We start from the raw sequence: 18976 nt of genomic DNA, 5'->3' as shown, positions 1-18976 counted from the left end.
CCGTTGATCAGCCTCGCGGCTTCTCGCGCATCTCGTACGTCGCGATGACGTCGTCGATCTTGATGTCGTTGAAGTTTCCGAGGTTGATACCGCCCTCGAAGCCTTCGCGGATCTCGGTGACGTCGTCCTTGAACCGACGCAGACCGGAGATGTTGAGGCTCTCCGCGATGACCTTGCCATCGCGCAGCAGGCGCGCCTTGGTGTTGCGCTTGACCTCGCCGGAGCGGACCAGCACACCGGCGATGTTGCCCAGCTTGGACGAGCGGAAGATCTCGCGGATCTCCGCCGTGCCGAGCTCGACCTCTTCGTACTCCGGCTTGAGCATGCCCTTGAGGGCCGCTTCGATCTCCTCGATCGCCTGGTAGATGACCGAGTAGTACCGGACGTCCACGCCCTCGCGCTCGGCCATCTGCTCGGCACGCCCTGCGGCGCGCACGTTGAAGCCGATGACGATGGCGTCGGAGCCGGTCGCCAGGTTGATGTCCGACTCGGTGACCGCACCCACACCACGGTGCAGGACCCGGATGTCGACCTCTTCACCGACGTCGAGCTGGAGCAGCGAGGACTCGAGAGCCTCCACCGAACCGGACGCGTCGCCCTTGATGATGAGGTTGAGTTCCTGGACCAGACCGGCCTTGAGCGCCTCGTCCAGGTTCTCCAGGGAGAACCGGACACCCTTGCGGGCGAAGTTGGCGTTGCGCTCGCGGGCGGCACGCTTCTCGGCGATCTGACGGGCCGTACGGTCCTCGTCGACAACCAGGAAGTTGTCGCCGGCACCCGGCACGTTGGTGAGACCCAGGACCAGGACGGGGGTCGAGGGACCCGCTTCCTGGACGTTGTTGCCGTTGTCGTCGAGCATCGCCCGGACACGGCCGTACGCGTCGCCGACGACCATCGTGTCGCCGATGCGCAGCGTGCCGCGCTGGACGAGGACGGTCGAGACGGCACCGCGGCCGCGGTCGAGGTGGGACTCGATCGCAATACCCTGCGCGTCCTGCTCCGGGTTGGCCCGCAGGTCGAGCGAGGCGTCGGCGGTGAGGACGACGGCCTCCAGCAGTGCCTCGATGTTGAGGCCCTGCTTCGCGGAGATGTCGACGAACATCGTGTCGCCGCCGTACTCCTCGGCCACCAGCCCGAACTCGGTGAGCTGACCGCGCACCTTGGTCGGGTCGGCACCCTCGACGTCGATCTTGTTGACCGCGACCACGATCGGCACCTCGGCCGCCTTGGCGTGGTTCAGCGCCTCGATCGTCTGGGGCATCACACCGTCGTTCGCCGCCACCACGAGGATCGCGATGTCGGTGGACTTCGCACCACGTGCACGCATGGCGGTGAACGCCTCGTGACCCGGGGTGTCGATGAAGGTGATGCGGCGGTCCTCGCCGTTGACCTCGGAGGAGACCTGGTACGCACCGATGTGCTGCGTGATACCGCCGGCCTCGCCCGCAACGACGTTGGTCTTGCGGATCGCGTCCAGCAGCCGGGTCTTACCGTGGTCGACGTGACCCATGACGGTCACGACCGGCGGGCGGGAGACCAGGGCCTCTTCGCCGCCCTCGTCCTCGCCGAACTCGATGTCGAAGGACTCGAGCAGCTCGCGGTCCTCCTCCTCGGGGCTGACGATCTCGAGTACGAAGTTCATCTCGTCCGCGAGCATCTTCAGCGTCTCGTCGGAGACGGACTGCGTGGCGGTGACCATCTCGCCGAGGTTCATCATCACGCCGACGAGCGACGCCGGGTTCGCGTTGATCTTCTCCGCGAAGTCGGTCAGGGACGCACCGCGCGACAGCCGGACAGCCTGCCCGTTGCCACGGGGCAGCATGACGCCGCCCACCGACGGGGCCTGCATGGCCTCGTACTCCTGGCGCCTCTGACGCTTCGACTTGCGGCCACGACGCGCGGGACCGCCGGGACGGCCGAACGCACCCTGTGTGCCACCACGGGCACCCGGGCCGCCGGGACGTCCGCCGAAGCCGGGACGACCGCCGAAGCCGCCGCCACCACCGGGACGGCCTGCGCCGCCACCGCCACCGGGACCACCGGGACGGCCGGCGAAGCCGCCACCGCCACCACCGGGACCGGCCGGACGGCCTGCGAAGCCGCCGCCACCGGGACGACCGCCACCGCCACCACCGGGACGACCGCCACCGCCGGCACCGGGACCACGGCCACCGCCGGGGCCACCGCCGGGACGCGGGCCCGCAGCGGGACGCTGCGGCATCATGCCGGGGTTCGGACGGTTACCCGAGGGGGCGCCGCCCGGACGGGGAGCCTGCGGACGGGGCATGCCGCCCGGAGAGGGACGTGCACCACCCTGACCCTGGGGGCGCGGGGCGCCACCGGGACCGCCCTGCGGGCGCGGGGCGCCGGGGCGCTCCTGACCGCCGCCGGGGCGCGGGGCACCGCCGGGACGGGGCGCCTGGGGGCGCGCCATACCGGTGGAACCGCCGGAGGTGAAGGGGTTGTTACCCGGACGGGGACCGGCCGGACGCGCGCCGCCGGGGCGCGCTGCGCCCTGGCCCGCGGGACGTGCGGGACGGTCTCCGCCGCGCTCGCCGCCGCGCTCGCCGCCACGGCCGCCGTCACGCTGGCCACCGTCGCGGCCGCCGTCACGCTGACCGCCGGCCGGAGCCGGACGGGCAGGACGCGGCCCAGGGGTGGCACCCGCGGGACGCGGGGCCTGCTGGGGTGCGGCCGGCTGCTGGGCCGGAGCCGGAGCCGAGAACTCCGCGGCGGGCACCGGAGTGACCGGGGCGGGCTTCGGCGCGGGCTTCGGGCCCGGACGGGGGCCCGCGGACGGCACGGAGGGCGCCGCGGGGGTGCTGCTCGCGGGAGCCTCGGCAGCGGCCGGCTTGGGGGCCGGGGCGCCGGGCTTCGGAGCAGCAGGACGTGCCGCAGCGGCCGGGGAGGGCGCTGCGGGCTTGGAGGGGGCGGCCTTGCGGGGCGCGCCAGGCTTTGCAGCGGACCTGCCGGCGTTGCCGCCGGGACCCTGCAGTGCGTCGGTCAACTTGCGTACGACCGGCGCCTCGATGGTCGAGGACGCCGAACGGACGAATTCACCGAGTTCTTGGAGCTTGGCCATGACGACCTTGCTCTCAACTCCGAACTCCTTGGCGAGTTCGTATACCCGGACCTTAGCCACTTCGCTCCTTTTAGGTCCGGGTTACCGCCGGACCGTCGCTACTTCATGGGCGTACTCATCGCGTACTCATCGAGTGCTCATCGCAATCTCGACCTACTTCCAACTCGCGAGGTACCTGACCGCACGGGGACCCGTGCCGTTCACTTTCCTACGGTGTCACCCGCTCGACGAACCGCTGCAGTGCCGCGGACTCGAACGGCCCCTTGGCCTTGAAGGCCCGGGGGAATGCCCGGCGGCGGACCGCCAGGTCGAGACAGACAGAGACGGGGTGTACATACGCACCCCGGCCGGGCAGCGTACCGCGTGGATCAGGGACAGTTTCTCCCTCGTCCACCACGATGCGCAGCAACTCGCTCTTGGCCGCTCGCTCCCGGCATCCCACACAGGTTCGCTCGGGGCAAGCGCGGGCGTGCGTCCGGCCAGACACGCTAAGTCTACCTCCCCGCACCGACCTCACCCCTTCTTCAGGGCGAAAATCGAACGGATGTTGTCGTGATCTCAGCGCCGCGGCGCTTTGATCTATTCCTTCGGAGCCGCTCCGGCCACCCTCGGGCGGCCCGGAGCGGGTCCGCGGTCAGCCGCGCTGGGAACGCTCCCGGGCGCGCTCGGCGCGCTCACGGTCGGCGACGTCACGCTCGGCCTCGGTCTCGGTGTCCGGGCGGATGTCGATGCGCCAGCCGGTGAGCCGAGCGGCCAGGCGGGCGTTCTGCCCCTCCTTGCCGATCGCCAGCGACAGCTGGTAGTCGGGCACGGTCACCCGGGCGGAGCGCGTCCCGAGGTCCACGACCTCGACCTCGCTCACCCGTGCGGGCGACAGCGCGTTGGCGACCATCTCAGCCGGGTCGTCCGACCAGTCCACGATGTCGATCTTCTCGCCGTGCAGCTCGGCCATGACATTGCGCACACGACTGCCCATCGGGCCGATGCAGGCGCCCTTCGGGTTGAGACCGGCCCGGGTGGAACGTACGGCGATCTTGGTGCGGTGGCCCGCCTCGCGGGCGATGGCCTCGATGACCACCGACCCGTCCGCGATCTCCGGAACCTCGAGGGCGAAGAGCTTCTTCACCAGGTTCGGGTGGGTGCGCGAGAGCGTCACGGAGGGACCGCGCACACCCTTGGCCACCCGTACGACGTACGTACGCAGCCGCAGGCCGTGGGTGTACTCCTCGCCCGGCACCTGCTCCTGCACGGGCAGGATCGCTTCCAGCTTGCCGATGTCGACCAGGACGTTCTTCGGGTCCTTGCCCTGCTGGACGAGGCCCGTGACGACGTCACCCTCGTGGCCCGCGTACTCGCCGAACGTCCTGTCGTCCTCGGCGTCGCGCAGCCGCTGCAGGATGACCTGCTTGGCGGTGGTCGCGGCGATACGGCCGAAGCCGGACGGCGTGTCGTCGAACTCCTTGGGCTCCTGGCCCTCCTCGAGCTCGGCCGGGTCGTCCTTCGCCCACACCGTGACATGGCCGCCGGCGTCCAGCTCGACGCGCGCACGGCGGTGGCTTCCCTCGGTGCGGTGGTACGCGATGAGGAGGGCCGACTCGATCGCCCCGACGAGCACGTCGAAGGGGATCTCCTTGTCCTGCGCCAAGCCCTTCAGAAGCTTTACATCGATGTCCACGGCTACGCCTCCTCTTCCTTCTTGTCCTTGCGGTTGAATTCGATCTCCACGCGCGCCTTGGCGATCTCGGCGAAGGCGACACGGCGCGACGTGGGCTTGCGGCCCTTGACGCCCGGCACTTCGAGATCGAGTCCCTCGTCGTCCACCGCGAGGATGCGGGCCACCAGCTCGCCGCCCTCGCTCAGGGTGAGCCTGGCCAGCCGGCCGATGGCGCGTACGTAGTGGCGGTGCTCGGTCAACGGGCGGTCGGCGCCCGGAGAGCTCACCTCGAGGACGTACTCGCCCTCACCCATGGCGTCGGTCTCGTCCAGCGTCTCGGAGATGCCGCGGCTGAGTTCCGCGCAGGTGTCGAGCTCCACGCCGTCCTCGGAGTCCACGATGACCCTCAGCACCCGGCGGCGGCCCGCGCGGGAGACCTCGATCTCCTCGAGGTCCAGATCCTTGGCGCTGACGAGCGGCTCCAGCAGTTCGCGCAGCCTGTCGCTCTGGGTGGTGCTCATCCGGGTGACTCCTCGGCCGCGTGTGCTGTTGTGGGGATCGTCGCGTGTCAGGTCAAAGGGTATCCGGTCCGCAGGGGTGTTGCCGTCCGCCTCCCGCCCGGCCGCAGGTACGCTCACCACCGGTGATCACTTGAGGTCAGAAACTGTCAAAAACCAGGCTGAAGGAGACATGTGCGCCGCACGGGGATGACGCGCAGGGGTGCGCTCACCGCTACGGGAGCATTCGCCATGGGTGCGGCGCTGACAGGCTGCGGGGGCGGGCAGGGGGCACGAACGGCCCCCGGGAGCACGGACGCCCGGGCTGCCTCGCTCCGGGCGGGGACGGCGCTGCGCGCGGCAGCCGCCCGTGACAGTGCCTCGCTGCTCTCCCGCTACGAACAGGTCGCGGCCGCCCACCCGGTGACGCGGGCCGGCCTGGCACCGATGGGCGCCGCCGTGCGGGAGCACCTGACGGCCCTGGGCGGACCGGCGAAGGCCGCGGGCGGCTCTCCCGCCCCGCCGGCCGCCGCCACCGACGCGCGTGCTGCCTTGAAGGAACTGGCCGCCGAGGAGCGCCGGGTGGCCGACGGCCGCGCCACGGCCCTGCTGCCCGCCGACCCTGAACTGGCCAGGCTCCTGGCCTCGATCGCCGCGGCCGGCGCGGCCCACGCATATCTGCTGACCGAACTGGCCAAGGAGATCCCGGCATGACACAGGCGGCCCGGACGGACGGCACGGACGACACCGAGGGGACGCTGCGGGCCACGCAGGCCGCACTCGCCGCCGAGCACGCCGCGGTGTACGGGTACGGGGCGCTGGGCGGCCGGCTGGAGGGCGACCGCCGTGGCGACGCGACGGCCGCCGGCGACGCCCACCGCGCCCGGCGCGACGCGCTCGTACGGACGGTGCGCGACCTGGGCGGTACGCCGGTGGCGGCGCACGCGGCATACGCTCTGCCCTTCGCCGTGCGCGATCCGTCGAGCGCGATGCGGCTCGCCGCCGTGTTGGAGGACCGGGTCGCGGGCGTGTACTCCGATCTCGTACGGGCCGCCCGGGGGCCGCTGCGGCAGGATGCCGCGGGCGCGCTCCGGGAGGCCGCGGTGCGCGCGGTGCGCTGGCGTGGCACCGGCGTAGCCTTTCCCGGGCTCACCGAGAAGGCCGCCCCGCTCGCCGAAAGGGCGGAGGCAGGCTCCACGGACGTCACGCGCTGAGCCACCGGGCACGCTCTGAAAGGGAACAAGGCACGTATGGGTTTCGAACCGCCGCAGCGTCTGGTGCGAGCGCTCGGCGAGACGTACGGGGACGCGGCCGCCGCCGAGTGGCTCGGGCGGCTCCCCGCTCTCACCGGCGACGCGCTGTCCGCGCACTCGGTCTCCCTCGACCGGGTGTGCGCCCCCGGCGGGCGCAGCAGCCTCGTCCTGCTGGTGCGCCGGGCGGACGGCACACCGGCCGTGCTGAAGATCGCGCCTCCCGGGGCCGCTCCCGCGCTCGAGCGGGCGGCCCTCGAGCACTGGAACGGCTGGGGTGCTGTCGAGCACCTGGTCGCACCGGGCGCCGCGGCGCCGGATGAGAGCCTCCTGCTGGAGCGGCTGCACCACGAGATGTCCCTGCGTTCCCTCCCCGAGGCGAAGGCGCTGCTGGAGGCCGCCGGCACGGTGCGGCGCCTGTGGGTCGAGCCGCCGGCCGGCCACGCCTTCGAGACCGTCGCCGAGCGCACCGCCGGGCAGGTGGAACCGATGCGGGCCGCCGCCGCACTGGACCCGGCCCTCGAACCGCTCGTCTCGGCGGCCCTGGCCGCCCGCGAGGAGCTGGTCCAGGACTCCGACGAACTCTTCCTGCTGCACGGCAACTTCCGGCAGAGCAAGGTCCTCTCCGGCGAGCGTGCCCCGTGGCTCGCGGTCGGTCCGGAGCCGCTGACCGGCGAGCGTGCGTACGACCTGGCACGGCTGGTGCGTGACCGTGTCGAGGACCTGATCGCGTCGCCCGGCGGTGCTGTGACGGCCCGTCGCCGGGTCAAGAAACTCGCCGACTCGCTGGAGGTCGACCCGGCGCGGCTGCGCGGCTGGACTCTGTTCCGGGCCGTCGAGTCCGGCACGCGGGCGCTGACGGCTGGACGCAGGCAGGACGGCGAGCTGTCGCTGGAGTTCGCGGGCTGGCTGTAGCCGCACGCACGAGGAGGGCCCCGCGGTGCGCGGGGCCCTCCTCGCTGTCCGGTCGGTGTCAGCCCTGGTCGGTCAGGCGGGCGATCGCCTCGTCGACGGTGAGCTCTTCGCGCTCGCCTGTGCGGCGGTCCTTCAGTTCCAGGACGCCTTCGGCCGAACGGCGGCCGGCGACAAGGATCTTCGGGACGCCGATGAGCTCTGAGTCGGTGAACTTCACACCCGGCGAGACGCCGGCGCGGTCGTCGACCAGGACGCGCAGGCCCGCGGCATTGAGCTTCTCGGAGACATCGAGGGCCAGCTCGGTCTGGAGCGCCTTGCCGGCGGCGACGACGTGCACGTCGGCCGGGGCGATCTCACGGGGCCAGCACAGGCCCTTGTCATCGGCGGTCTGCTCGGCGAGTGCGGCCACCGCGCGGGAGACACCGATGCCGTACGAGCCCATCGTGACCCGGACGGGCTTGCCCTGCCGGCCGAGGACGTCGAGGTTGAAGATGTCGGCGTACTTGCGGCCGAGCTGGAAGATGTGGCCGATCTCGATGGCGCGGTCCACCTGGAGGCCGGTGCCGCACTCGGGGCAGGGGTCGCCCGCCTCGACGACGACGACGTCGAGGTAGTCGTCGACCTCGAAGTCGCGGCCCGCGACGACGTTCTTCGCGTGCGTGCCCTCCTTGTTGGCGCCCGTGATCCAGGCGGTGCCGGAGGTGATGCGCGGGTCGGCGATGTAGCGGACCTTCTCCAGGCCCTGCGGGCCGACGTAGCCGCGCACCAGGTCGGGGCGGCCCACGAAGTCCTCGGCGGTGACGAGCTCGACGACGGCCGGGGCGAGGTGCTCGCCGAGCTTGCCGAGGTCGACCTCGCGGTCGCCGGGCACGCCCACGGCCACGATCTCGCCGTCGACCTTGACCAGGAGGTTCTTCAGGGTGGCGGAGGCCGGGACGCCGAGGTGGGCGGCGAGGGTCTCGATGGTCGGGGTGTCGGGGGTGTCCAGCTCCTCGACGGGGGCGACCGCGGAACCGTCGACGGCCGTGGCCTTGAAGGTCACGGCCTCCGTGTTGGCGGCGTAGTCGCAGTTCGGGCAGTCGACGAAGGTGTCCTCGCCGGCCGGGGCGGGCGCCAGGAACTCCTCGGACGCCGAGCCGCCCATGGCGCCGGAGACGGCCGAGACGATGCGGTGGTCGAGGCCGAGGCGCTCGAAGATCCGGATGTAGGCGGCGCGGTGGAGCTGGTACGCCTCGGCGAGACCCTCGTCGGTGGTGTCGAAGGAGTACGAGTCCTTCATCTGGAACTCACGGCCGCGCAGCACACCGGCGCGGGGACGGGCCTCGTCGCGGTACTTGGTCTGGATCTGGTACAGGATCACGGGCAGGTCCTTGTAGGACGAGCACATGTCCTTGACGACCTGGGTGAAGATCTCCTCGTGGGTGGGGCCGAGGAGGTAGTCGGCACCCTTGCGGTCCTTGAGCCGGAACAGCAGGTCACCGTACTCGTCGTACCGGCCGCTCGCCTCGTACGCCTCCTTGGGCAGCAGCGCCGGGAGCAGGACCTCCTGGCCGCCGATGGCGTCCATCTCCTCGCGGACGACGCGGGTGATGTTCTCCAGGACCTTCTTGCCGAGCGGGAGCCAGGACCAGATACCGGCCGCGGTGCGGCGTACGTAACCGGCGCGGACGAGGAGCTTGTGGTTGAGCGTCTCGGCGTCCGCCGGGTCGTCGCGCAGTGTCTTGATCATCAATCGGGACATGCGCTGGACCTGGGCCATGATGAACTCCTGCTCGGAAGGGTGGTGAGCCCGAGGTTAGCCGGGGGGCCCGCGCGGGCGGAAATCGATTCCTCAGACCGACCGGCGCATGGGGCGGCGCAACGGAAGGGGCGCACCCATCACCACGTACGGCTTGGGCGCGCTCGGGAAGAGCACCTGCCGGGCCAGGTCCTGGTAGCCCAGGGCGCGGTAGAGGCCGCGGGCGGGGCTCTCGGTGTCGATCGCGGAGAGGATGGAACGGGGCAGGGCGACGGCGTCCGTGATGGTGGTGATCAGGCTGCGGCCGATGCCGCGCTGCTGGAACGCCGGTTGGACGTGGAGTTCCGTGATCACGAACGAGTCGTCGAGCCAGCCGTCGGATCCGGTGTCGCGCAGGTACGGTTCGACGACGCTCGACCACCAGTGAGCACGGTCGTTCGGCAGCCCGTAGACGAATCCGACGAGCCGTCCGTCGGCGGCGGTGGCGCCGAGGGCGCGGGCCTGCGGGTGGTCGAGGTGCCGCAGCACGATATGGCGACGTACGTCGATCTCGTCCTGGGAGAGGCCGAAGGCGACGGCCTGCACGGCGAGTGCCTCGTCGACGCGGGCGGCGAGGTCGAGCGGTCCGACCACGATGCCGGGGGTCCCGGAGCCCCAGGGGGACGTGGGAGTTGCTGCTGCCATGCGGGAACCCTACTGGCCGTACCGTCCGGTCAGAACAGCACGCTCATGAACGCGCCCGTCTCGCGGAAGCCGACGCGGCGGTAGGCCCTGCGCGCGGCGGTGTTGTAGTCGTTCACGTACAGGCTGGCGACCGGTGCCACATCGCTGAGCGCGTAGCGCAGGACGGCCGCCATGCCCGTTTCGGAGAGCCCCTGGCCCCGGGCTTCGGGTGCGACCCAGACGCCCTGGATCTGGCAGGCGTGGGGGGTGGCCGCGCCGATCTCGGCCTTGAAGAGGACCTTGCCGTCCTCTATCCGCGCGAAGGACCGGCGGGCGGTGATCAGTTCGGATACCCGCGCCTGGTAGAGGAGCCCGCCGTCACCGGCCAGCGGGGAGATGCCGACCTCCTCGGTGAACATGGCCACGCAGGCCGGCATGAGGACGTCCATCTCCTCCTTGCGGACCCTGCGCACGAGCGGGTCGGGCGCCACCTCGGCCGAGGGGCGCTCGGTCACCATGAGGGGCTGGTTGGGCCTGACCTCGCGAGCGGGGCCCCAGCTCGGTTCGAGGAGGCGCCACAGTTGGGCCGTGGCGTCGGCCGGGCCGACGATCGAGGAGCAGCGGCGGCCGGCCCGCCGGGCACGGTCGGCGAAGGCCCTGATGGCCTCGGGGGTGGCGCAGATGGGCACGAGGTTGGCCCCGGAGTAGCAGAGCGAGCGCAGTCGGCCGTCGGCGTACCAGCCCCACATCTCTCCGCCGAGGCGCCAGGGATCGAGTCCGGCGATCTGGACACGGGACGTGACGAACGCGTTGTCCACGGGTTCGCTCTCGAGGATGGCGAGCGCGGCGGGGAGCTCGCCGGGGTCGAGGACCCGGGTAGTGGTCTGCGTCAACACTGGGGCCTCACCGAACGGTCTGCTGATGTCCGCACTGTACCCAACAAGGCTGTGGGGCGCCGCCCCGGACGGAAAGGCCGGTGGGCGGGGAGACACGGCTGTGCCCCGCAGGCCGCGGCCTGCGGGGCACAGAGAGGCGGGGTCAGCCGGCGATGGAGACCTGGGGCTCGCCCGAGGCGATGCCCTCCTTCTCCATCTGCTCAGCGATCTTCATGGCTTCCTCGATGAGGGTCTCCACGATCTTCGACTCAGGGACGGTCTTGATGACCTCGCCCTTCACGAAGATCTGCCCCTTGCCGTTGCCGGACGCCACACCCAGGTCGGCCTCACGGGCCTCGCCGGGTCCGTTCACGACACAGCCCATCACCGCGACCCGCAGCGGGACCTCCATGCCCTCCAGGCCCGCGCTCACCTGGTCGGCCAGCTTGTACACATCCACCTGCGCGCGGCCGCACGACGGGCACGAAACGATCTCCAGCCGCCGCTGCTTCAGATTCAGCGCCTCGAGGATCTGCAGCCCGACCTTGACCTCTTCCGCCGGAGGAGCCGACAGCGACACCCGGATCGTGTCCCCGATCCCCTCCGAGAGCAGCGCACCGAACGCCACGGCGGACTTGATCGTCCCCTGGAACGCCGGGCCCGCCTCCGTCACCCCCAGGTGCAGCGGGTAGTCGCTCTGCGCCGCCAGCTGACGGTAGGCGTTCACCATGATGACCGGGTCGTTGTGCTTGACCGAGATCTTGATGTCCCGGAAGCCGTGCTCCTCGAACAGCGACGCCTCCCACAGCGCCGACTCCACCAGGGCCTCGGGCGTCGCCTTGCCGTACTTCTTCAGCAGCCGCGCGTCCAGCGAACCCGCGTTCACACCGATACGGATCGGTGTGCCCGCGTCGCCCGCCGCCTTCGCGATCTCCTTGACCTTGTCGTCGAACTGCTTGATGTTGCCCGGGTTCACCCGGACCGCCGCGCAGCCGGCGTCGATCGCCGCGAAGACGTACTTCGGCTGGAAGTGGATGTCCGCGATCACGGGGATCTGCGACTTCCTCGCGATCGTGGCCAACGCGTCGGCGTCGTCCTGCGTCGGACAGGCCACCCGCACGATCTGGCAGCCCGACGCGGTCAGCTCCGCGATCTGCTGCAGTGTCGCGCCGATGTCCGACGTACGCGTCGTCGTCATCGACTGCACCGACACCGGCGCGTCCCCACCGACCGCCACCGACCCGACCTGGATCTGGCGGCTGACCCGTCGGTCGGCGAGCTTGGTCGGAACGGCCGGCATTCCGAGAGAAATCGCAGTCATGCGCTGAGCATCCCCAAGGTGTGGATCAGTGTGGATCGAGGTCCCGAGAACGGCGGGCTCCGGGCTTCGAGGTTACGGCACCGGAAGGGAACGGGGCGCACCCCTGCTCTCAAACCGCCGGATGGGTGGAGGCCGGACACCACGTGTGGGGCCGGCCGCCACCCATGAGACGTGTGGGGCGTGTGAGACGTCAGGTGATCTTCACCGGGTTCACGATGTCGGCGACCAGCACCAGCAGCGTGAAGCAGATGAAGATCCCGGCGACGACATAGGCGACCGGCATGAGCTTCGCCACGTCGAACGGGCCGGGGTCGGGGCGCTTGAAGACCTTGGCCACATTGCGGCGCAGGGCTTCCCAGAGCGCACCCGCGATGTGCCCGCCGTCCAGCGGGAGCAGAGGCAGCATGTTGAACAGGAACAGCGAGAGGTTGAAGCCGGCCAGCAGGAACAGCATCATCGCGATCTGGTTCTGGGCCGGGATGTCGAGATTCATCACCTCGCCACCGATCCGGGCCGCGCCGACCACGCCGACCGGTGAGTCGTCGGCGCGCTCGCCGTCGCTGAACGCCGCGTTCCACAGATCGGGAATCTTGGAGGGCAGGGCGATGATCGAATCGACGCCGTTCTCGATCATGTCGCCCATGCGGACGACCGAGTCGCCGAAGGAGAGCGGCAGGATCTCCGTCCTGGCGGCGAAGCCGAGGTATCCGGCGCTGACGTACTGGTCGGGGACGACCTCGCCGTCGGCGTCCTTCTTGGCGACGGCATTCTTCTTCAGCACGGCGCTCAGGGTGTGTTCCTGACCGTCGCGCCGCACGGTGACGGTGGCCGGGCCGATGGTATGCCGGATCTTGTCCGAGAGGGTGGCCCAGTCGTCGATCTTCTGACCGTTGAAGGCGACGATCGTGTCGCCCTCCTTCAGGCCCGCCGCCTTGGCCGGCGAGACCGGGTCCGACGCCTTGCAGGTGTCGCGGTTCTCACTCTGCGCGATCACGCACTGCTGGACGCCCGCGACCTCGGTGGTCTGCGTCTGGAAGCCGAAACTCATGGCCACGCCCATGAAGATCGCGACGGCCAGGACCAGGTTCATGAAGGGGCCGGCGAACATCACGATCACGCGCTTCCACGGCTTGCGCGTGTAGAAGAGACGCGTTTCGTCGCCCGGCTCCAGCTCTTCGAAGGCGGCGGATCGGGCGTCCTCGATCATGCCGCGCCACGGTGAGGTGGAGCGTGCTTCGATCCGGCCGTCGGGCCCGGGGGGGAACATGCCGATCATGCGGATGTAGCCGCCCGCCGGAATGGCCTTGATGCCGTACTCGGTGTCGCCCTTCTTGCGCGACCAGATCGTCGGACCGAATCCGACCATGTACTGCGGCACTCTGATGCCGAAGAGCTTGGCCGTCGAGAGGTGGCCCAGTTCGTGCCAGGCGATCGAGAACAGCAGACCCACGGCGAAGATGGCGATCCCAAGGATCGTCATCAGGATCGTCGTCATGCTCATACGTGCGCCTCCGCTGTCGCTTCCGCCGAGAGTTCGCGGGCCCTGGACCGGGCCCAGGTCTCCGCTTCGAGGACGTCCGCGACCGTCAGCGAAGTTCCCGTGGCGGGGGTGCCGTGTTCGGCGACCACCGCTGTGACCGTATCCATGATTCCGTTGAACGGCAGCCGTCCCGCCAGGAAGGCGCCCACGCACTCCTCGTTGGCCGCGTTGAACACGGCGGGCGCGGTACCGCCCAGGGTGCCCACGTGCCGGGCGAGCCCGACGGACGGGAACGCCTCGGTGTCGAGCGGGAAGAACTCCCAGCTGGAGGCCGTCGTCCAGTCGAAGGCGGGAGCCGCGTCCGGGACCCGCTCGGGCCAGCCGAGACCGATCGCGATGGGGCCCCGCATGTCGGGCGGGGTCGCCTGGGCGAGGGTGGAGCCGTCGGTGAACTCCACCATCGAGTGAACGTACGACTGGGGGTGGACAACGACCTCGATCCGGTCGAACGGAATGTCGTAGAGGAGATGCGCCTCGATGACCTCGAGGCCCTTGTTGACCAGGGTCGCGGAGTTAACCGTGATGACCGGGCCCATGGCCCACGTCGGGTGTGCCAGGGCCTGCTCCCGGGTCACGTCGGCGAGCTCACCGCGCGTACGCCCGCGGAACGGGCCGCCGGACGCGGTCACGACGAGTTTGCGGACGTCGGCGCGCTTCCCCGCCGCGAGGGCCTGGAAGAGCGCGGCGTGCTCGGAGTCGACCGGGATGATCTGGCCGGGGGCCGCGAGGGCCTTCACCAGCGGGCCGCCGACGATCAGCGACTCCTTGTTGGCCAGGGCGAGGGTGCGGCCCGCCTTCAGCGCGGCGAGTGTGGGGGCGAGGCCGATCGAGCCGGTGATCCCGTTCAGCACGGTGTGGCAGTCGCTCGCGGCGAGTTCCGCGGCGGCGTCCGGACCGGCCAGGATCTCCGGGAGCGGCTCTCCCGCACCGTAGGCGTCACGCAGGGCCTCCCGGAGCGCCGGCACCTTGTCCGCGTCGGCCACCGCGACCGTGCGCACCCGCAGCTGCCGCGCCTGCTCGGCGAGGAGCTGGACCCTGCCGCCCGCGGCGGAGAGCGCGGTGACGCGGAAACGGCCGGGGTTGCGCAGGACCAGGTCGATGGCCTGGGTGCCGATGGACCCGGTGGAGCCGAGGATCACCAGATCCCGGCGGCCTTGCGCTGCGTCGAAGACGAGATGCGGATCGGCGAGGGGTGCGGGGCTGTCGCTCATGGCCCCCATTGTTGCCGCATCCGCTGTGCGCGCTGACAGGGCGTCCCCGTCAGCGGGTGCCTCAGGCCTGCCCTGCACGGAATCTCCTGCACCGGCCGCCATGGCGGCCTCCGGGACCCGCCGATGTCCTCGGTGCCCAGGATCTCGCCCCGGAAGGCGCGGCCGAGGCCCGATCGCGCGGCATCCTGCTGGCGAACGCAGCCGCTTCGTGCCGGGGCGCAACGGACATCACGTCCGCGCGGTCCTCGCCACGAACTCCGCGAACGCCTCGTGGAACCGGGGAAAGGTCTTCCGTACGCAGCCGGGGTCGTCGTAGCTCATGCCGGGCGTGCGCAGTCCGGTGACGGCGAACGACATCACGACGCGGTGGTCGCCATGGGTGACGATCTCGGTGGGGCGCGGGGTGCCGGGGTGGATCTCGATCCAGTCGGGTCCGGTGTGCACGGTGATGCCCATGTTCCGCAAGTTCTCCGCGCAGGCCTCCAGCCGGTCACACTCCTTCACCCGGGTGTTGGCGACGTCCTCGATCCGTACCGGTGAGCCGGCGAACGGCGCGATCGCGGCGAGCGTGGGCATCGTGTCGGAGATGTCGCGCATGTTGACCGTCAGACCGGAGAGCCGGCCGGAGGACCGTACGGTCGTGGAGTCCGCCGTCGTACGGACGTCGGCGCCCATCCGGCGCAGCACGTCGGTGAAGCGTAGATCGCCCTGGAGCGCGTCCGCGCCGAGGCCGGGGACGGTGACCTCACGGCCGGTGAGGGCCGCCGCGGCGAAGAAGTAGCTGGCGGTGGAGGCGTCGGGCTCCACGGCGTACGTGGTGGCGCGGTAGCCGCCGGGAGGGACGGTGAAGGTGTTCCCCTCCCGGGCGACCTCGACGCCGAAGCTGCGCATCATCGCGAGGGTGATCTCGATGTACGGCGCCGAGACGAGCTCCGTGACGTCGATCCGGAGGCCTTCGGCGGTGAGCGGGCCGAGCATGAGCAGGGCGGTGAGGTACTGGGAGGACTCCCCGGCGTCGAGGGCGAGTTCGCCGCCCTTGACGCCCGACGCCTCGATGGTGAGCGGGTGGTGACCCTCGGCTCCTTCGTGGCGCACGCCGACGCCGAGGGCGCGCAGGGCCTCGGTGAGCGGGGCGAGGGGGCGGCGGCGCATCTGCGCGGAGGCGTCGAAGCGGTAGGTGCCGGTGGCCGCTGCGGCGGCGAGCGTCGGCAGGAAGCGCGCGGTGGTGGCGCCGTCGCGGCAGTGGATCTCGGCGTTCTCGGCGGCGGGTCCCGACGGGCGCCCCTCGATGTGCCATCGGTCCGGCTCCCGGCTCACCCCGTACCCGAGGCGGGTCAGTCCCTCGGTGAACCCCTCGGTGTCGTCCGAGAGCAGGGGCCTCAGGAGAGTGGTGGTGCCGTCAGCAGCAGCGGCCAGGAACAGGGCGCGGGCGGTGACGGACTTGGAGCCGGGGATTTCGATGGCGGTCACGGGCGCCCATCCTGCCCTGGGGCGGACGTGACCACGGGGCGCGTCCAGGCAGTGGACGCGCCCCGCAGAGGTGCCGGGTTCAGCGGACGGGCCGGTGGACGTCGTCCGCGGTGGCGGGGCCGGGGGTGGCGTCCGCGATCCAAGGGCCGTCGCCGCTGGGGTCGATGACACCCTCCTCTAGCCAGGTGTAGGTCCCGGAGAGGACACCGTCGACGACGCGCTTGTCGATGTCGTCGGTGTTGGACCAGAGACGGTTGAAGAGCTCCTCCACACGGATACGGGACTGTCGGCAGAACACGTCTGCGAGCTGGTACGCCTCGCGCCCGTGGTCGTTGTCGGCCCGCAGGTACTCGGCCCGGACACAGGCGGCGCTCATCGCGAAGAGTTCGGCGCCGATGTCGACGATCCGGCCGAGGAAGCCCTGCTTGGTCTCCATGCGGCCCTGCCAGCGGGACATCGCGTAGAAGGTGGAGCGGGCCAGCTTGCGGGACGAGCGCTCGACGTACCGCAGGTGGGCGGAGAGGTCGGGGTGCCCGGGGACGCGGAACTCTCCGAAGGCGTTGGGCAGCTGGCCGGGGCCGCTGACCAGCTTGGGGAGCCAGCGGGCGTAGAACCCGGCGGCGTTGGCGCCCGCCTTCGCCTTGGCGGAGAGCGGCTTCTCGGGGTCGATGATGTCGCCGGCGACCTTGAGGTGGGCGTCGACGGCCTCCCGGGCGATCAGCAGGTGCATGATCTCCGTGGAGCCCTCGAAGATCCGGTTGATCCGCATGTCACGGAGCATCTGCTCGGCGGGGACGGCACGTTCGCCGCGGGCGGCGAGCGAGGCGGCCGTCTCGAAGCCGCGTCCTCCGCGGATCTGGACGAGTTCGTCGGAGATCAGCCAGCCCATCTCCGAGCCGTACAGCTTGGCGAGCGCGGCCTCGATACGGATGTCGTTGCGGCTCTCGTCGGCCATCTGCGAGGAGAGGTCCACGACCGCTTCGAGGGCGAAGGTGGTGGCGGCGATGAAGGAGATCTTCGCGCCGACCGCCTCGTGCCGGGCGACCGCCCTGCCCCACTGCTCGCGGACCGCCGACCATTCACGGGCGATCTTCAGGGACCACTTCCCCACGCCCACGCACATGGCGGGCAACGAGAGACGGCCGGTGTTGAGCGTGGTGAGGGCGATCTTGAGGCCGGCGCCCTCGGGGCCGATCCGGTTGGCCGCGGGAACGCGGACGCGGTGGAAGCGGGTCACACCGTTCTCGATGCCACGCAGGCCCATGAAGGCGTTGCGGTGCTCCACGGTGATGCCCGGGGAGTCGGCCTCGACGACGAAGGCGGTGATGCCGCCCTTGTGGTCCTCGGACTCGGGGACCCGGGCCATGACGACGAGCAGGTCGGCGACGACGCCGTTGGTCGTCCAGAGCTTCACACCGTCCAGGACGTAGTCGTCGCCCTCGGGCACGGCTGCGGTCGCGAGCCGTGCGGGGTCGGAGCCGACATCGGGTTCGGTGAGGAGGAAGGCGGAGATGTCCGTCCGCGCGAGGCGGGGCAGGAAGGCGTCCTTCTGCTCCTGCGTGCCGAACATCTTCAGCGGCTGCGGTACGCCGATCGACTGGTGGGCGGAGAGCAGCGCGCCGATCGAGGGGCTCGCCGAACCGGCCAGCGCGAGCGCCTTGTTGTAGTAGACCTGGGTCAGCCCCAGGCCGCCGTACTTGGTCTCGATCTTCATGCCGAGGGCGCCGAGCTCCTTGAGGCCGTTGATCACCTCGTCGGGGATCCTGGCCTCTCGCTCGATGAGGGCGCCGTCGACGTGGGTCTCGCAGAAGTCGCGCAGCCGGGCGAGGAAGGCCTCGCCGCGGCGTACGTCGTCCGGGGCCGGGAGGGGGTGGGGGTGGATCAGGTCCAGCCGGAAGCGTCCGAGGAAGAGTTCCTTGGCGAAACTCGGCTTGCGCCAGTCCTGTTCACGGGCGGCCTCGGCGACCTGCCGTGCTTCGCGCTCGGTGACTTTGGGGGCCTGGGGAATGTCGGATGGGGCGGACATGAGGAGCTCACCTCGCCGCGAGTCGGGGTAGGGGTCGGGCCGTACGCGTGTCGATCGGTACCACTCGTCCGTATCTACCCGATCTGCGCCGGCCCCACCACCCTGTGCCGGCCTTCCGGCGGCCCGCGGAAGAGGCTGGAGCCTGGCGCGGCAGGTTCTTCCCCGCGAGCCGCCCGGGCGTGAGTCCGACCGGACCCGCTCCGCCGGTCGGGCGACCCCGTCGCAGTCGTTCCCCCCGCCCGCGAGGCGGCCCACCGGCGCGGCGTGCAGCCGTGCCGGTGGTGGACGGCCCGGCCTCAGTCGAAGACGTAGGTGGTGCCGAGGACCGCCGCGTGCTCCAGCACATCCTCCAGGGGGTCGTCGATCTGCCCGGTCTGGATGAGACCGAAGTGGGGTGCGTTGTGCGCGTTGGTGTGCGTCTCGTCGGCGTACGCCGCCCCGGGGGACAGCCCCACGGCCAGCAGAGCGGCGCCGCACCCGAGGGAGCTTCGGAGCAGTCCGCGTGTCCGGTATGACTTCACTTGGTGACCTCGTCTTCTTCTCATCGGATGTGTCCACCCGCTCATAGCCATAACCACTGGACGGGGCCGAGGTCACGCAAGATCATCCCTACGGATTCGGCGTGCCCCGGCGCTGCTCGGCCGGGTACGGGACGACGGTGTTTGCGCAGGAGCCGTCAGCGGACATCTTCTTCAGCGCCTCCGGCTCGGGGGTGTCAGCGGCGAGTTGCCTGC

The 18976-nt window shown here is 70.9% G+C and carries 16 protein-coding genes; 3 read left to right on the top strand and 13 right to left on the bottom strand.

Translation table 11 applies throughout. The features are described 5' to 3' along the window. Positions 1-7 precede the first annotated feature (7 nt). The 4 genes from infB to rimP all read right to left on the bottom strand — a co-directional run bounded on the left by infB (position 8) and on the right by rimP (position 5257). Positions 8-3142, bottom strand: a complete 3135-nt coding sequence (gene infB, locus ACWD04_RS22960) for a translation initiation factor IF-2 (protein WP_451134714.1) — start codon at positions 3140-3142, stop codon at positions 8-10. Positions 3143-3290: 148 nt separating this feature from the next. Continuing rightward, complete coding sequence (locus ACWD04_RS22955; protein ID WP_451134712.1) at positions 3291-3569, bottom strand: YlxR family protein; 279 nt, start codon at positions 3567-3569, stop codon at positions 3291-3293. Between the two features lie 147 nt (positions 3570-3716). Further along, the gene (nusA, locus tag ACWD04_RS22950; protein ID WP_451134710.1) at positions 3717-4757 is read right to left on the bottom strand and encodes a transcription termination factor NusA; all 1041 of its coding nucleotides are present in this window, start codon (positions 4755-4757) and stop codon (positions 3717-3719) included. Between the two features lie 2 nt (positions 4758-4759). After that, on the bottom strand, positions 4760-5257 hold the full coding sequence (gene rimP / locus ACWD04_RS22945; RefSeq protein ID WP_451134708.1) for a ribosome maturation factor RimP: 498 nt from the start codon (positions 5255-5257) through the stop codon (positions 4760-4762). Positions 5258-5428: 171 nt separating this feature from the next. On the opposite strand from rimP, the gene ACWD04_RS22940 reads away from it, so the two are divergent. Genes ACWD04_RS22940 through ACWD04_RS22930 form a run of 3 tightly spaced genes read left to right on the top strand, consistent with a single transcriptional unit; the run spans position 5429 to position 7398 of the window. Further along, a complete protein-coding gene (locus ACWD04_RS22940; protein WP_451134706.1) occupies positions 5429-5947 on the top strand; it encodes a hypothetical protein in 519 nt (172 codons plus the stop codon). Next, positions 5944-6447 carry a ferritin-like domain-containing protein gene (locus tag ACWD04_RS22935; protein ID WP_451134704.1) on the top strand — a complete coding sequence of 168 codons (504 nt, stop codon included), beginning with the start codon at positions 5944-5946 and terminating at the stop codon, positions 6445-6447. Before ACWD04_RS22940 ends, ACWD04_RS22935 begins: the two co-directional genes overlap by 4 nt. A 36-nt stretch (positions 6448-6483) precedes the next feature. Next, the gene (locus ACWD04_RS22930) at positions 6484-7398 is read left to right on the top strand and encodes an aminoglycoside phosphotransferase family protein (protein WP_451134702.1); all 915 of its coding nucleotides are present in this window, start codon (positions 6484-6486) and stop codon (positions 7396-7398) included. Between the two features lie 58 nt (positions 7399-7456). On the opposite strand, the gene ACWD04_RS22925 is transcribed toward ACWD04_RS22930, so the two are convergent. The 9 genes from ACWD04_RS22925 to ACWD04_RS22885 all read right to left on the bottom strand — a co-directional run bounded on the left by ACWD04_RS22925 (position 7457) and on the right by ACWD04_RS22885 (position 18739). Continuing rightward, positions 7457-9157: a proline--tRNA ligase gene (locus ACWD04_RS22925; protein ID WP_451134700.1), complete on the bottom strand. Its 1701-nt coding sequence runs from the start codon at positions 9155-9157 to the stop codon at positions 7457-7459. Between the two features lie 72 nt (positions 9158-9229). After that, the gene (locus ACWD04_RS22920; RefSeq protein WP_451134698.1) at positions 9230-9820 is read right to left on the bottom strand and encodes a GNAT family N-acetyltransferase; all 591 of its coding nucleotides are present in this window, start codon (positions 9818-9820) and stop codon (positions 9230-9232) included. A 29-nt stretch (positions 9821-9849) separates the two neighbouring features. Next, on the bottom strand, positions 9850-10695 hold the full coding sequence (locus ACWD04_RS22915) for a GNAT family N-acetyltransferase (RefSeq protein WP_451134696.1): 846 nt from the start codon (positions 10693-10695) through the stop codon (positions 9850-9852). A 142-nt stretch (positions 10696-10837) separates the two neighbouring features. Further along, a complete protein-coding gene (gene ispG / locus ACWD04_RS22910; RefSeq protein ID WP_451134694.1) occupies positions 10838-11995 on the bottom strand; it encodes a flavodoxin-dependent (E)-4-hydroxy-3-methylbut-2-enyl-diphosphate synthase in 1158 nt (385 codons plus the stop codon). 190 nt (positions 11996-12185) lie between these two features. Continuing rightward, complete coding sequence (locus ACWD04_RS22905) at positions 12186-13496, bottom strand: M50 family metallopeptidase (RefSeq protein ID WP_451134692.1); 1311 nt, start codon at positions 13494-13496, stop codon at positions 12186-12188. Further along, a complete protein-coding gene (gene dxr / locus ACWD04_RS22900) occupies positions 13493-14755 on the bottom strand; it encodes a 1-deoxy-D-xylulose-5-phosphate reductoisomerase (protein ID WP_451134789.1) in 1263 nt (420 codons plus the stop codon). Before dxr ends, ACWD04_RS22905 begins: the two co-directional genes overlap by 4 nt. 219 nt (positions 14756-14974) lie before the next feature. Continuing rightward, positions 14975-16216, bottom strand: a complete 1242-nt coding sequence (gene aroA / locus ACWD04_RS22895) for a 3-phosphoshikimate 1-carboxyvinyltransferase (protein ID WP_451134690.1) — start codon at positions 16214-16216, stop codon at positions 14975-14977. Between the two features lie 79 nt (positions 16217-16295). After that, a complete protein-coding gene (locus ACWD04_RS22890; protein ID WP_451134688.1) occupies positions 16296-18242 on the bottom strand; it encodes an acyl-CoA dehydrogenase family protein in 1947 nt (648 codons plus the stop codon). A 296-nt stretch (positions 18243-18538) separates the two neighbouring features. Continuing rightward, positions 18539-18739, bottom strand: coding sequence for a hypothetical protein (locus tag ACWD04_RS22885; protein WP_451134787.1), 201 nt, complete (start codon positions 18737-18739; stop codon positions 18539-18541). Positions 18740-18976 lie beyond the last annotated feature (237 nt).

It is taken from the genome of Streptomyces sp. NPDC002911 (genome assembly GCF_053591835.1).
This window is presented reverse-complemented; position numbering and strand designations above follow the sequence as displayed.

What these genes read in the sequence shown, in the direction of transcription:
- rimP (WP_451134708.1), bottom strand. Translation starts at nt 5,257, where the DNA reads ATGAGCACCACCCAGAGCGACAGGCTGCGCGAACTGCTGGAGCCGCTC.
- ACWD04_RS22935 (WP_451134704.1), top strand. Translation starts at nt 5,944, where the DNA reads ATGACACAGGCGGCCCGGACGGACGGCACGGACGACACCGAGGGGACG.
- ACWD04_RS22930 (WP_451134702.1), top strand. Translation starts at nt 6,484, where the DNA reads ATGGGTTTCGAACCGCCGCAGCGTCTGGTGCGAGCGCTCGGCGAGACG.
- ACWD04_RS22925 (WP_451134700.1), bottom strand. Translation starts at nt 9,157, where the DNA reads ATGGCCCAGGTCCAGCGCATGTCCCGATTGATGATCAAGACACTGCGC.
- ACWD04_RS22920 (WP_451134698.1), bottom strand. Translation starts at nt 9,820, where the DNA reads ATGGCAGCAGCAACTCCCACGTCCCCCTGGGGCTCCGGGACCCCCGGC.
- ispG (WP_451134694.1), bottom strand. Translation starts at nt 11,995, where the DNA reads ATGACTGCGATTTCTCTCGGAATGCCGGCCGTTCCGACCAAGCTCGCC.
- ACWD04_RS22905 (WP_451134692.1), bottom strand. Translation starts at nt 13,496, where the DNA reads ATGAGCATGACGACGATCCTGATGACGATCCTTGGGATCGCCATCTTC.
- dxr (WP_451134789.1), bottom strand. Translation starts at nt 14,755, where the DNA reads ATGGGGGCCATGAGCGACAGCCCCGCACCCCTCGCCGATCCGCATCTC.
- ACWD04_RS22890 (WP_451134688.1), bottom strand. Translation starts at nt 18,242, where the DNA reads ATGTCCGCCCCATCCGACATTCCCCAGGCCCCCAAAGTCACCGAGCGC.